This window comes from Stenotrophomonas sp. STEN020 (genome assembly GCF_056760195.1).
In genome coordinates this window covers 54,071-66,509 of record NZ_JBRREI010000002.1, presented here as the reverse complement: position 1 = coordinate 66,509, position 12,439 = coordinate 54,071, and the positions used below count along the sequence as shown (strand labels likewise).

11 protein-coding genes are annotated in these 12,439 nt (G+C 63.5%); 3 read left to right on the top strand and 8 right to left on the bottom strand.

What is annotated here, in order from left to right:
• Positions 1-120 precede the first annotated feature (120 nt).
• Positions 121-2,451: a TonB-dependent receptor gene (locus tag ACVOLZ_RS01515; RefSeq protein WP_481514829.1), complete on the bottom strand. Its 2,331-nt coding sequence runs from the start codon at positions 2,449-2,451 to the stop codon at positions 121-123.
• Between the two features lie 354 nt (positions 2,452-2,805).
• Here ACVOLZ_RS01515 and ACVOLZ_RS01510 point away from each other — a divergent pair, with 354 nt between their 5' ends.
• From ACVOLZ_RS01510 to ACVOLZ_RS01500, 3 genes are all read left to right on the top strand, one after another.
• Positions 2,806-3,315 (top strand): sigma-70 family RNA polymerase sigma factor, encoded by a 510-nt coding sequence (locus ACVOLZ_RS01510; protein ID WP_481514828.1) that lies wholly within the window; start codon positions 2,806-2,808, stop codon positions 3,313-3,315.
• A 5-nt stretch (positions 3,316-3,320) separates the two neighbouring features.
• Complete coding sequence (locus ACVOLZ_RS01505) at positions 3,321-4,304, top strand: FecR domain-containing protein (RefSeq protein WP_481514827.1); 984 nt, start codon at positions 3,321-3,323, stop codon at positions 4,302-4,304.
• Between the two features lie 78 nt (positions 4,305-4,382).
• A complete protein-coding gene (locus tag ACVOLZ_RS01500; protein ID WP_481514826.1) occupies positions 4,383-7,532 on the top strand; it encodes a TonB-dependent receptor in 3,150 nt (1,049 codons plus the stop codon).
• Positions 7,533-7,694: 162 nt separating this feature from the next.
• Here ACVOLZ_RS01500 and ACVOLZ_RS01495 read toward each other — a convergent pair whose 3' ends face one another.
• From ACVOLZ_RS01495 to ACVOLZ_RS01465, 7 genes are read right to left on the bottom strand one after another with little or no spacing between them, the layout of a single operon-like run.
• Positions 7,695-8,450 carry an energy transducer TonB family protein gene (locus tag ACVOLZ_RS01495; protein WP_481514825.1) on the bottom strand — a complete coding sequence of 252 codons (756 nt, stop codon included), beginning with the start codon at positions 8,448-8,450 and terminating at the stop codon, positions 7,695-7,697.
• Entirely contained in the window at positions 8,447-8,869 is a 423-nt protein-coding gene (gene exbD, locus ACVOLZ_RS01490) for a TonB system transport protein ExbD (RefSeq protein WP_481514824.1), read from the bottom strand. Before exbD ends, ACVOLZ_RS01495 begins: the two co-directional genes overlap by 4 nt.
• A gap of 1 nt (position 8,870) precedes the next feature.
• Complete coding sequence (gene exbB / locus ACVOLZ_RS01485; RefSeq protein WP_481514823.1) at positions 8,871-9,569, bottom strand: tonB-system energizer ExbB; 699 nt, start codon at positions 9,567-9,569, stop codon at positions 8,871-8,873.
• Positions 9,566-9,883 (bottom strand): hypothetical protein, encoded by a 318-nt coding sequence (locus ACVOLZ_RS01480; protein ID WP_481514822.1) that lies wholly within the window; start codon positions 9,881-9,883, stop codon positions 9,566-9,568. The genes exbB and ACVOLZ_RS01480 overlap by 4 nt, the downstream gene beginning before the upstream one ends.
• Before the next feature lie 11 nt (positions 9,884-9,894).
• Positions 9,895-10,266 (bottom strand): YbaN family protein, encoded by a 372-nt coding sequence (locus ACVOLZ_RS01475; RefSeq protein ID WP_481514821.1) that lies wholly within the window; start codon positions 10,264-10,266, stop codon positions 9,895-9,897.
• Entirely contained in the window at positions 10,266-10,874 is a 609-nt protein-coding gene (locus tag ACVOLZ_RS01470; RefSeq protein WP_481514820.1) for a biliverdin-producing heme oxygenase, read from the bottom strand. Before ACVOLZ_RS01470 ends, ACVOLZ_RS01475 begins: the two co-directional genes overlap by 1 nt.
• A gap of 34 nt (positions 10,875-10,908) precedes the next feature.
• The gene (locus ACVOLZ_RS01465) at positions 10,909-12,345 is read right to left on the bottom strand and encodes a surface lipoprotein assembly modifier (protein WP_481514819.1); all 1,437 of its coding nucleotides are present in this window, start codon (positions 12,343-12,345) and stop codon (positions 10,909-10,911) included.
• Positions 12,346-12,439 lie beyond the last annotated feature (94 nt).

Genomic DNA, 12,439 nt, shown 5'->3' with positions numbered 1-12,439 from the left:
ATCCCTCCGGGGCGCCAGATTGAAGTCCGGGCTGGTACCGAGACGTCAGAAACCCCAGAGAGATCTGGGGTTTCTGCTTTTCCGCCCTTCAATGCCGCGCGTTGCCGCAGCAACGGGCCCTCAGAGGTTGACGCGCACCCCAAGCTGGAATGCACGGCCTGGCAGGGGCGCGATGTACTTCAACGGTGAGTTGTGCGGACGTGCCTCTGCGTCGAGCAGGTTTGAGCCATTGAGGAACACCTCGATCGCGCTGATGTAGCCACCACGCGACTGGAAGCGGCGGCTTACCTGCATGTCCAGCATGTTGAAGCCATCCAGCGGGATTTCCTCGCTGACATTCTTTCCCAGGTACTTCTGCTTGTCGTAGTAGGTGCTGGAGACGCCGGCCTTCCAGTCGCCCTTCTGCCAGGCAATGTTGGCGCCGTAGCGATTGGTTGGCATGTTGGGCAGGTATTGACCGTCGTTGTGTGCACGCAGCGAATCCGGATGGTCTGCGCGGTTCTTCACCAGATCGGAGAAGGCGGACAGGTTCAGCGTGCCGTAGCGGCCGAGCTCCACTACTTGGGAAACGTCGATCTCAAAGCCCTTCACCGTGGTGTCGGTCTGCTTCCAGTACTTCAAGGGCAGGCGGTTGGCTGTCTGCAAGCCGGAGTGGCCTTGGTAGAGGAAGTTCTCGTACTTCATGACATAGCCGGTCACGGACATGTCGAAGCCACGGTTGTTGAACAGCAGGGCGAATTCGGCATTTCTGGCACGCTCGGGCTTCAGGTTCTGGTTTCCTTCTTCCTGGGTCATGACCGAGTAGTGGGCGTTGCTGGCGTACAGCTCATTGACCTCAGGCGCCCGTTGCGAGGACGAGTAGCGGGCCTTGGCGCTTAGTCGGCTGCCGAGCTCGACAAGCGCGCCCAGGCTGTAGCTGTTGAGCGTGAACGACCTGTCCTCCAGCTTCGAGTTGGCCGAGTTGCGTGAGGTCTTGAAGGCACTGCTGCGGATGTCATGATCCACGCGCTCGTGACGGAACCCTGCATCGACCGACGCGCCATCGAAGTCGAGGCTCTGCTTCAGGAACACCGCATTGGTCACGCTCTGCACATCAGGCAGGTAGCGCAACGCGCCGCTGCCGCTGATATCACGCGTGCGCTGGCTCAGCCCGAGCAGGCCACTGAGTGGACCGGCGCGGCGCTGTGCCAGCAGCACTTCGGCCTGGTAGCTATCGAACTGGTACTCGTTGGCCTTGCTTGCCCCCAGTTGTTCGGCCGAGGTATTCCTCACCTGCGACATGCGGATATCCAGGCTTTCAAACAGCGGAAGCGGATCCAGCACATTGGCCTGCAGCGCGTACTTGGTCTGCTTGAGTACGACGCCGACTGGGCGGCCCTGGCTGTGGTCGGAGCCGAAGGACAGGTTCTCCATCGAGAAGCCCGGCACACCGTAGTCGCTGTCCTTGGCGTCGATGCTGATGCCGACGTAGCCGCGGTCGAAGAAGTAGGTGCTACCGGCGGCAAGGTGTGTGTTGCGGAAGTAGCTATTGCCCAAGGTGCCGCGATAGTTGGGGGTGACGTCGCGGTTGATCTTGTTCTGCACATACGAAGGCGTGCCGGCCACATAGTCCGGGTTTGCCGGGTTCACGTAGGTCTTGCCCTGCCAGACCGATGACGGCTGGTTGGTATAGAAGGAGAAGCTGCCGTCCGCCCAGTCCGGGTTTTCGGTCATGAACTGGTCGATATAGGGTTGCGAGGACTTGTTGTAGACCTGCTGGATGCGGGCTTCCTTCTGGCAGCTGTCGGCCAGGCCGCTGTTGACGCCGCCGCCGGCCGGAAACAATCGGCTGTCGCAGACGCTGGCCTTGCTGTTACCGGGGATGTCGTAGTGCGAGATCCGTTGTTGCGACATCTGCAGGTTGGTCGAGAAGTTGCGCTGGTTGTTGAAGTTCATCCGGAAGCCCTGCGCGTCGGCAGCGTTGAAGCCCTGCCGGAGCACCAGCTCCATCTCCTGATCCTGCTCCTCCATCTTGGTGGAGATGATGCCGGAGTCGACATCGACGCTGCCGCCGATCGCGTTGCCGCCGTGACGGACGCTGTCCGAAGACTTGTTGACGCTGATGCTGCGTACGAACAACGGATCGAATGGAATGGCGATGTCGCCGCTGAGTGCGTTCATGCCGAGGATGGACTGGCCATCTTCCAGCACCTGCACGCGGTTGCCGCCCAGGCTGCGGATGACCGGCGCGCCGGCGTTCGGGCCGAACGCGCTGTTCTGCACGCCCGGCACGTGCTCCAGCATGCCGCCCAGGGTGCGGTTCTGCGTCTGGGAGTTCTCGACGACAACAATGCTGTCGATCCTTGAAGCCTTGTCTGCCCGGACCTTGACGGTGGGCAGGGTGGTGTCGTCCGCGGCGTAGGCGCTCTGGACAGCGAGCAGCACGGCGGCCGCAAGTACGTGTTGACGCATGGATCATCCCCGCAGAAATTGGAATGTTATAATATATCGTTTAAGGAAAAGCGAGAGTCAATCTGCTGCCCGACCGGGTGCGGGGTACTCCGCAGGTGCGGTGTTTGCCGGGGAGGTCGTCCGCGCGGTCTTGCCGTGCACTCAGGGACGCAAGCCTGGTTCGAGACGACAAGAAGCCTGCTCGCCCGTTCCGCCACCATTGCCGCCAAGCTCCCGAGGCAGCCAGGCATGGCCGGTACGCCGGATCGCATCGCTGGTCGGGAGCGTCGGTTGCCGCTGCCGGTCGGTAAGCCGGGTTTGCGTGCGACCCCCAAGTTATCGGATGATAGTGATTCCTATTCGCAATATTTACCCATGGTCAACGCTTCGCCGGCATCGGCGCCTGATTCCCTGCAGGGCCTGTATGTCGCGCACCATGGGTGGTTGCTGCAGTGGCTGCGGCGACGCATGTCCGCGGACGAGGCGGCGGCGGATCTGGCGCAGGACACCTTCGTGCGCCTGCTGCAGAAGCCACAGTTGCCAGCGTTGGAGCAGCCGCGCGCCTACCTGACCCGTATTGCCAATGGGCTGGTCATCAATCTGTGGCAACGCCGCGCGCTGGAGCGGGCATGGCTGGAGGTGCTGGCAAGCCTGCCTGAGTGCTTGGTGCCTGATGAGGAACAGCGACAGATAGCGCTGGAGGCATTGCTGCGCATCGACCGCATGCTGGATGCATTGCCGGCGCGGGCACGTGAGGCGTTCCTGCTGTCGCAGTTGGATGGGCTTACCTATGCGGTGATCGCCGAGCGCATGGGCGTCACCGAACGCACCATCAAGCGCGACATCGTGCTGGCGCTGGCGGCCTGCCTCGAGGCCATGGACTGATTCGTATGCGGGAACCATTGGCCAGGACCGACACGCCCATTCCCGCACCCGTGCTGCACGAAGCGGCCGAATGGCTGCTGCGTTTCCGCGAAGGCGACCTCGATGCCAAGGAGCGTGCGGCCTGGCAGCGCTGGCTGTCCAGCAATGACATGCATGCGCGTGCCTGGCAACGCGCGGAGCGCTTGACCGGTTTGCTCGACGATGTGCCCGGTGCGGTAGGCAGTGCGCCCTTGCAGCAAGCTCGCCGTACGCTGCAGGGCCGCCGCGCGGCGTTGGCGGCAATTGTAGGAATGATGCTTGGTGCGCCCTTGGCACGCCTGACGTGGCAACGCGAGCCTTGGCAGCATCTTGTCGCGGACAGCAGCACCGCCATCGGCGAGCGCAGCGCCTTGCGGCTTGAAGATGGCAGCGAACTGCTGCTCAACACCGATACGCGGATCGCTGTCACCTTCAATGAGACTGTGCGGCAAGTGCAATTGCTGCGTGGCGAACTGCTGCTACAAGCGGCAGCCGATGATCGCCTTCCCGCGCGACCGTTGCTGCTGCAGCTGCGTAACGCGCATCTATTTTCTCTGGGCGCGCGCTTCGCCGTGCGGATGTGGGATGACCATGCGCGGGTAGCAGTGGAGCAGGGCGCGGTGCGGATCCGCCTCGGCGATCGCGGCGATGTCACCCAAGTGGTGAGCGCAGGCCAGCAGGCGATCTTCAACGCAGCGGGCATCGGCCCAGTCACCGCGCTACAGCGCAACAGCGTGGCTTGGGTACAAGGCGTGCTGCATGCCGAGGCCATGCCGCTGGGCGAACTGCTGGGCGAGCTGGCGCGTTATCGCAACGGCGTTGTGCGTTGTGATCCGGATATCGCCAATCTGCTGGTATCCGGCCTATTCCAGCTGGACGACACCGATACGGTGCTCGCCCTGCTGCAGGCGGGGTTTCCGTTGCGGGTGCGCTACCGCAGTCGCTTGTGGGTGATGGTCGACCCCGCCTGAGACCGGGATGTCCCTTTTTGCCGGTTGGCCGGGCAAGGAAGTGAACCCTTTCAATTCCCTTCTGTCACGGACCCCGCCATGTCTCCGCGTCCCCCTGCTGTCCGAACCTCGCTGGCGCTTGCCTGCCTGGTCGCGCTTTCGCTGCCATTGCCACAGCTGGCCCTTGCCCAGAACGGCGCAACCGCTGTTGGCGAAAGCAATGTGAACTTCAATCTTCCGGCCGCGCCATTGGCGCGGGCACTGAATGACACTGCGACCGCCGCCGGTGTGTCGTTGAGCTATGACCCGGCGTTGGCCGCGGGCCGCTCCGCGCCCGCTTTGCAGGGCCGCTATACGGTGCGCGCAGCGCTTGCGCGACTGCTGCAGGGCACCGACCTGACGGCACGCGAAGTCAGCCCGGGCGCGTGGAGCATCCAGCGCGTGGCCAGCACTGACGGCGATGCCGTTGTGATCGGCACGCTGCGTGTCGGTGGTGAGCGCTCGGCCGATCCCACCGGCATCGAGCGCGACGAGCGCGGCTACGACGATGTGTACGATCTCGACCTTTCCACGGTGTACGCCGGGCGAGAGCAGATCGAACGCTACAAAGGCGCTGCACCGGCCGACATCTTCAAAGGCATGGTCAACGTCTACAGCGGCGACGCCCGCAACAGCGGCGCGCTGGACCCGAACATCCGCGGTATCCAGGGCCCGGGCCGGGTGCCGCTGACCATCGACGGCACCGAGCAGGCGCTGACGGTCTGGCGCGGCTACATGGGCGCCAACAATCGCAACTACATCGATCCCAGCCTGATCGGCGGCATGCAGGTCATCAAGGGTCCGGCGATGGTGCGTGGTGCCAACACTTCGGTGGGCGGCGCGGTGCAGATCAAGACGCTGGACGTCGACGACATCCTGCTGGAAGGCGAGAGCTTCGGCGGCGAGCTGAAGCTGGAGGCCAGCGACAACGCCATCGATCCGAAGTTGCCGACCCTGTTGACCGGCAAGCCGGTGGGCAGCGTGCCGGGCTTCCCGACCAGTCCGGTCAATTTCTATGACCCGACCCTGTACCAGCATCCACGCACCAGTGGCAGCGGCAGCTTCGGCAATGATCAGGCATGGCGCCTGGCCTTGGGCCTGCGCAAGGACAACTTCGACCTGATGGCGGCCTATGCCTTCCGCGAGAAGGGCAACCACTTCGCCGGCAAGCATGGCAGCTCGTTCTATGACAACGCGCCGACCAACAGCTGGGACTATGTTCCTTACCTGGCCAAGGTCTATGTGCCTGGTTCGGAAATCCTCAATTCCTCCAGCCGCATGGAATCGTGGTTGGTCAAAGGCACCTGGCGCTTGAGCGACACCCAGGTGCTGCAGCTCAACGTGCGTGACACGCAGTCGCGCTATGGCGAGATCATGCCCTCTCGCATCCAGTGGGCCAGCACCGTCACCGACGGCATCCCGCAGTGGCCGCTGAGCCAGGTGGATGCGCGCTCGGTGAACCTGGAATACAAGTGGCGCCCGGGCCTGGACTGGGTGGACCTGCGCGCCAACCTCTGGCGTACCGATACCGACAGCGCGACCTATAGCAGCGGCGGTCTGCCGAACGATCGCATGAACTGGTACAACGATGTTGACAAGGTCTATGTAACGCCAGATCACTTCCGCAATACCGCAATAGCCAACGGAAAAAATGCGCGTACGGGTTTCTCGTTCGACAACAAGATGCAGTTGCACGAAAGCCTGGACCTGACGGTCGGTGGCAACCTGCAGAAGGAAACCCTGAGCTCCAAGGACGCCTACAACGATCCGGAAATCACCGGCTATTGGCGTGGCAAGCCGCGCGCTGGCTGGCGTCGTGAGTACGATCTGAGTGCCTTGTTCGAATGGCGGCCGATCGACAAGCTGCTGCTCAGCGCCGGCGTGCGTTACCAGAACTGGCAGTCGTTCGATGAATTCCTTGCCCGCCAGCAGCGGGCTGGCGTGCTGCCGACCAGCAGCCAGGAGTCCTCGGGCCGGGTGATGAAGTGGAGCACGCTGGAGCATTACACCCAGGCCGAGATCGACACCTCGGTCGAACAGATGACCAGCCTGGTGGAAAGCCAGTGGTCCTTCTACGAGGAGTTCTTCGGCTATACGCGCGAGCAGTTTGTGGCGGAGGTGCTGAACCCATCGCTCGACGAAGTCCGCAGCCGTACCACTTACACCGCCAACAACGAAATGCTGTGGAAGCACGATGGTCAGGGCCGTTACAACCGCGCCGACAATCCCTGCATCAACGGCGCCATCGACTTCAGCAACGTGGTGCTGAGCGGCAGCAGCAAGTGCTGGTCCGATGGACCTTATCCGGGCCAGAGCGTCAATGGCGAGTTGATCCCCTTCGCCACGGTAGACAACACCGCACGCAGGCAACGCGGTGCAGGCTGGGTGCCGTCGTTCGCGGCGACCTATGAGTTCAGCGAACACAGCCGCGTCTACCTTCGCCACAGCCAGGTGCGGCGCTTCCCGGCGCTGTTTGAAAGCACGATTGGCTTCTCCAGCATCCAGGACAGCTACGGCCTGAAGCCGGAGCATGCCTACAATACCGAGTTGTCGTGGGTGCAGGACTTCGGTCAGATGCTGGATGGCAATCCGCTCGCTGACCTGAAGATCGCCTACTACCACCACCGCACCCGCGACGTGATCGAGCGCAGCCCGCAGCTGACCTTCTCCAACATCGACGAGCAGACCATTCGTGGCGTCGAGGTGCAGGGTCGCTTCGACAACGGCCGCTTCTTCACCGACATCAGCGGTGCCTGGAACCTGGAAAACCGTGTCTGCGATGAGCACACCGCGATGCTGCTGGACAACACCGGTGGCGTCTCCAACTGCGTGGAAACCGGCTTCGTCGGTGGCTACCTGGTGACCATGGCGATCCCGCGCTACACCTTCAACTGGACAGTGGGCACGCGTCTGTTCGACGGCAAGCTGGAGCTGGGTAGCCGCATTGTCCATCACGCACCGCAGGAGAGTGTGTTCAAGGACAACTACGGCAACCAGTCGGCGACGATTTCCTATTACCTCAACACACCGTTGCAATGGGGTCGCATCACCACTTACGACGCCTACGCCACGTGGCGCGTCAATGACCGTGCCACGGTCGAAGTGGTGGGCACCAATCTGGGCAACCTCTACTACATCGACCCGCTGACGCGGTCGTCCATGCTGGCACCGGGCCGCACGCTGAAGGCGAGCTTCAACTATCGGTTCTGATCCAGTGCGGCGTGTTTGAATACGCCGCATGCAACGAAAAAGCCCGCTCGGAAGTGACTCCGAGCGGGCTTGTTAACTTTCGTTGCGAGCAATTTCCGACAAGGACGCGATGACGTGCACGCAGCAAGCCGGAGAGCAGGCTTGCGTGGAGCATCCACGCAGCTATTGTCTGCGAATGAAAAATTCCACCGGCGTGGTGATCTGCACGGGGTCGCCTTGCACTTCATCCGGGGGCGACGGCAAAGGGCTGGCGCGCTGCACGGCGGCAAGTGCTTCGCCGTCCAGCAAAGCATTACCACTGCTACGGGCCAGCCGCGCCCACTGCACACCGCCCATGCGGTCTACCGCGTACTCGACCAGGCTTACGCCTTCGCTGCGACGGCGCTGTGCGGCACGCGGGTAGCGCTTATGGCGCTCCAGATGCGCCAACACACGCGCCTGCCAGTTTGCCTGCGACGGGTTGACCACACCGGACGACGATTGCCGGGCGCTGTACTGGTTGCTGCTGGGCGCCTGCACGCTGGGTGGCGCACTTGCTTGCTGTACTTCGGCGCTTGCTGCCGACGTTTGCGTCCGTTCGCGCTGGTCGGGAGCCGGCGGTGGCAGCGCCGCGTCCACTGCCTGGGCGGGCGAAGGCGGAACCTCAGCGGCAGTTGGTGCTGAGTTCGCCTGCGCTGGCTGTGCCTCGTGCTGCTGTTGCAGTGGGCCCGGCGCCAGATCGGTCGGTGGCGCAGGTGGTGCGCTCGCCAGTGGTGCCATGTCCACCATCACCGCTTCTGGTGGCGATGGCGGGGCCAGCGGTGGAGATCGCGATGACCAGAGAATTACGCTGCCCACCGTCAGCGCATGCGCGCCAAGCACGATGCACAGGCTGCGGCCCCAGCGTGGGCCATCGAGCATGCGCGATGTCGGCTTCATGGCACGGCTTGCTCCAGACCGACCAGCGCGACTTTGAGATAGCCGGCAGCACGCAGGCTGTTCAAGGTGTCCATCAGGTCGCCGTAGGCGACACCCTTGTCGGCGCGCACGAAGATGCGTTGGTCGTGGTTGCCGTCGGTGAGCGTGTCGAGCGCTGCTGGCAGCGTGGCCGCGCTGACCGCGTCCTGATTCAGTCGCAGCGACAGGTCCTGCTGTACGGTCAGGTATACCGGTTCATCGGGTGGCGGCTGCGGCTGCGCGGTCGACGCCGGCAGATCGACGGCGACGTCCACGGTGGCCAATGGCGCGGCGACCATGAAGATGATCAACAGCACCAGCATCACGTCGATGAAGGGGGTGACATTGATCTCGTGGTTCTCGTCGGGGAGTTCATCCTGCTCGTCGATCTTTATCGCCATCTCATGGCGCTCCACACGCAACGGCGGCGCGGTGGTCGAGGTCGCGCGAGACCAGTTGCTGCACACTGGCCGATAGATCGCCGCTGTCACCACGCAGCGCCGCCAGTTGTCGGCTCAGGTGGTTGTAGATCACCACGGCGGGGATCGCAGCGACCAGCCCAAGGGCCGTGGCCAGCAATGCCTCGGCGATACCCGGCGCAACCACGGCCAGATTGGTGGTGTTGGCCTGGGCAATGCCGACGAAGCTGTTCATGATGCCCCACACCGTGCCGAACAGGCCGACGAAGGGCGCGGTGGCACCGATGGTCGCCAACAGCCCGGTGCCACTGCGCAGCTGACGTGCATGCGCGAGCTCGATGCGCTGCAGGCGCGAGCCGACGCGCTCCTTGATGCCATCGGTAATGCCAGCGCTCGGCGAGCGTTGCAACTCGTCCTGTGCCTCGGCCAGCAAGCTTGAAGCGATGCTGCTTTCCTGTCCCTGCGTCGCCAATGCTGCAGGCAGGTTCTCCGCCAACGCGAGCGCGCTGCGTGCGTTCTGCATGCTGCGCGCCTCGTGCTGCAGCTGCCGGCGCTTGGCCACCAGCACCGTCCACGTTGCCAGTGAGGCAATGGCCAGGCCGATCATCACCGTCTGTACCACCCAGTCGGCATGCAGAAACATCTGCCACGGGCTGAGATTGCTGGGCAGGTTGGTCGTCATGCGTGCTCCTGGATGGTCGCGCGGTCAGCTGCCGACGGTATGTCTGTTTGCTGGAGCGATGGCAGCAAACCAGCTGCACCCAACGCCGACAAGGTGTTGTAGAAGGCGCTGGTGGAGACATGCATGCCGCCCTGTTCCAAGGCAGCGGCATGCAACAGCTGCGGGCTGAGACGGCCGTGTGCGGCCAGTACCAGCGGTGCCAGACGCAAGGTGGCAATTCGTGCCGAGGTCACTCGAATGCCGGCGCCGCGCAATATCGCCGAATGGATGTTGCGGGCTGGCAGCGGCAGATCGCTGGATGTTGTCAAGGGCATGATCGGTATCCTCAGTGGATGAGCGCACGCGGTGCGGGACGCGACAGCACGTAGCTGGCGCTGGCAATGAAGAACAGACCGATGCCCAGCGCCAGCTTCCAGCCGGGATGCGCCGTGCAGAAGAAAATCAGATAGCCAGCGGCCATCCCGAGTGCAGCAAAGGCCTTGCCCTTGGTACTGACTGCGCCTTGTTCGCGCCATAGCCGCAGGCTGTGGCCGTAGCGTGGGTGCTGCAACAGGTAGCGTTCCAGCCGCGGCGAGGAGCGCGCAAAGCAGGCCAGTGCCAGGATCAGGAAGATGGTGGTGGGCATCACCGGCAGCAGTGCGCCGATGATCCCCAGTGCCAGCATCCAGCAGCCTGCGCAGAACCATAGCCAACGCATCAGGGCACCGGCACCGGGTCGGCATGGAGCTCGTCTTCGACGTAGCCGCGTACGCTCTGGAACGCCTTGCGTGCGCCTTCCACCACCAAGGCTTCCTGTTCGGCTGCCAGTGGCGCCGCATCCAGCGCTGCGGTGAAGCTGCGCCAATGCCGAGCTGCGCCGTCGGCATGCGCGGCCAGGTGGCGTGCACCGAAGTCGGCATGCAGCTGCAGCCGATCGCGCGCCAGTTTGAACAGCACGGTGCCACCGAGGTTGGAGCCTTCGGCGACGTATAGCCAGCCCAAGGCATTGGGCAGGGAGATGTCAGCGTCCACCAGTGGCGTGCTGTGCGCTGGAATATCGCTGCCCAGATCCTGCAGATCGCTCGCGATCTTCGGCAGGCGTCGGCGTTCGGCAAGGTCAGGAATCAATGCCAGCAGCCCTTGATGGGAGTAGAGCGCATCAATATCGCGGTGGAAGCGGTACTGCACGCGCAGGAAGCGCGTGAAGCTGTCGCGGCTTGCGAAGATGTCCGCTGCCATGACCCGCTTGTCCAGGCTGTCATGGGTGTTATGGGTCGCGGCCTTGAGCTGCTGGCTGCGTGAAATGACGGTGCTGTTCTGGTTCATATGCAATTCCCGGTAGTGCAGGAAGTGGTGGGGGTCAGAAACTGCGTTCCAGCTTCAAGCTGGCGGTGCTGCGGTCATAGCTGTAGAGCCAGTCGACATTGCTGGAGACGACGTTGTAACGAAGGCTCAGCAAGGGCGTGAAGCCGGCGAAGGCGAGGCGATTGGCCTTGATGATCAGCGTGTAGTTGCGTTCGTCGTCATCGCGGCGGACGCCGAGCATTGGGCTGAAGTGGTCGTAGCTGCGGCGGCGATAGGAGGCGAACAAAGTGTGGCTGAAGCCTTCCGGCCACTGCAGTGATGCGCCGATGCGCGCGCCGAGCGAGCGGTAGTTGTTGCTGCGGTCGCGCGAATCGCTGTCCAGTGCATCGATGCCGCCGAAGGCCATCCAATGACTGCCAAGACTGCGGAAATAGGTGGCCGAGGCGGTGCGCTGCACGCCGTCGAGATTGAGCGCGTAGTCGCGCTGGCGATAGTGAAGATCCTTCCAGTCGGCCTCCAGCTTCAGCATCGATAGCCGCCCTGGCGTCCAGCTCCATTCGGCATGCACGCCTGGAGCGCCGAACAAGGCGCTGTTGCCAAGTGCGTAATAGTCGAACGAAGGTGCCAGCGCCATCGTATGGCGCGCACTGCGGAAGCTGTAGCCGGTCTGCACGGCCGCGTTGAGCTCGTTGTAGGCGCTGTTGTCGCGGTAGTTCTGGCCGAACGCGATTGCGCGCAGGTAGACGCCGTGGTGCCCGCGCAGTGCGCGGCGTTTGTTGAGGGTGGCGTCGTAGTCGATGCCGGTAGCGGTGATGGCCTCGGGCAACTTGCGCTCGATCAGGCAGTCGCCGGTGATCAGCAGCAATAGACAGGTGCGGCTGGCCGAGGTGCGGTTGGCGTTGTCGGTCCAGCTGGGGCCGGCCGCGTAGGAGCCGCTCCAGCGCTCGCGCTGGGCCAGAGCCTCGCGGAAGCTGGCGATCGTGGTGCGCACGCCCTCGGTTTTCGGGTCATTGGCGTCAATGCTGGTGCCGACGTCGGCGAACAGCACATCGGCTTCGCGATCCTGCTGGTCTTCAAACAAAGTGCGGGCCAACTCCAGTTGTGCCGGCATGAAGTCCGGCTGCAGGGCGAGTAGGGCGCGGTATTCGGCGATCGCCTGTGCTTGCTTGCCTTGCATGCGCAGCAAGCCGCCCTGTGCGTAGTGCACCAGCAGTTTGTCGTGGTCGGGCAGGGTCAGGTATTCGTTGAGGAAATGCGCCGCCAGGTTCCACTGCCGCTGCTGCAGCGCCAGATACAGGGCACGGCCGACATCGTCGACATTGTGGCCAATAACGTGGCGTTCGCCATCGATGGTCAGCGTCGGGCGCTCGGCATCCAGTTCGTCCTTGAGCAGCTCGCGCTCGCGGGCCTGCGCCTGTTGGTCGATGTGCTGGTCAAGCAGGCGGCGGGTATCGGCTTGCTCTTGTGCGGAGCTCGCGACGGGCAGCAACAATCCTGCCAGCAGCAGTGCGGCGGGAAGCGCGAAGAGGGGCCGGCGTCGGCGACCGGTTGAAGAACAAGAAAGCATGCAATGGCCATCGAGGGAG

What these genes read in the sequence shown, in the direction of transcription:
- ACVOLZ_RS01515 (WP_481514829.1), bottom strand. Translation starts at nt 2,451, where the DNA reads ATGCGTCAACACGTACTTGCGGCCGCCGTGCTGCTCGCTGTCCAGAGC.
- ACVOLZ_RS01510 (WP_481514828.1), top strand. Translation starts at nt 2,806, where the DNA reads ATGGTCAACGCTTCGCCGGCATCGGCGCCTGATTCCCTGCAGGGCCTG.
- ACVOLZ_RS01505 (WP_481514827.1), top strand. Translation starts at nt 3,321, where the DNA reads ATGCGGGAACCATTGGCCAGGACCGACACGCCCATTCCCGCACCCGTG.
- ACVOLZ_RS01500 (WP_481514826.1), top strand. Translation starts at nt 4,383, where the DNA reads ATGTCTCCGCGTCCCCCTGCTGTCCGAACCTCGCTGGCGCTTGCCTGC.
- ACVOLZ_RS01495 (WP_481514825.1), bottom strand. Translation starts at nt 8,450, where the DNA reads ATGAAGCCGACATCGCGCATGCTCGATGGCCCACGCTGGGGCCGCAGC.
- exbD (WP_481514824.1), bottom strand. Translation starts at nt 8,869, where the DNA reads ATGGCGATAAAGATCGACGAGCAGGATGAACTCCCCGACGAGAACCAC.
- exbB (WP_481514823.1), bottom strand. Translation starts at nt 9,569, where the DNA reads ATGACGACCAACCTGCCCAGCAATCTCAGCCCGTGGCAGATGTTTCTG.
- ACVOLZ_RS01480 (WP_481514822.1), bottom strand. Translation starts at nt 9,883, where the DNA reads ATGCCCTTGACAACATCCAGCGATCTGCCGCTGCCAGCCCGCAACATC.
- ACVOLZ_RS01475 (WP_481514821.1), bottom strand. Translation starts at nt 10,266, where the DNA reads ATGCGTTGGCTATGGTTCTGCGCAGGCTGCTGGATGCTGGCACTGGGG.
- ACVOLZ_RS01470 (WP_481514820.1), bottom strand. Translation starts at nt 10,874, where the DNA reads ATGAACCAGAACAGCACCGTCATTTCACGCAGCCAGCAGCTCAAGGCC.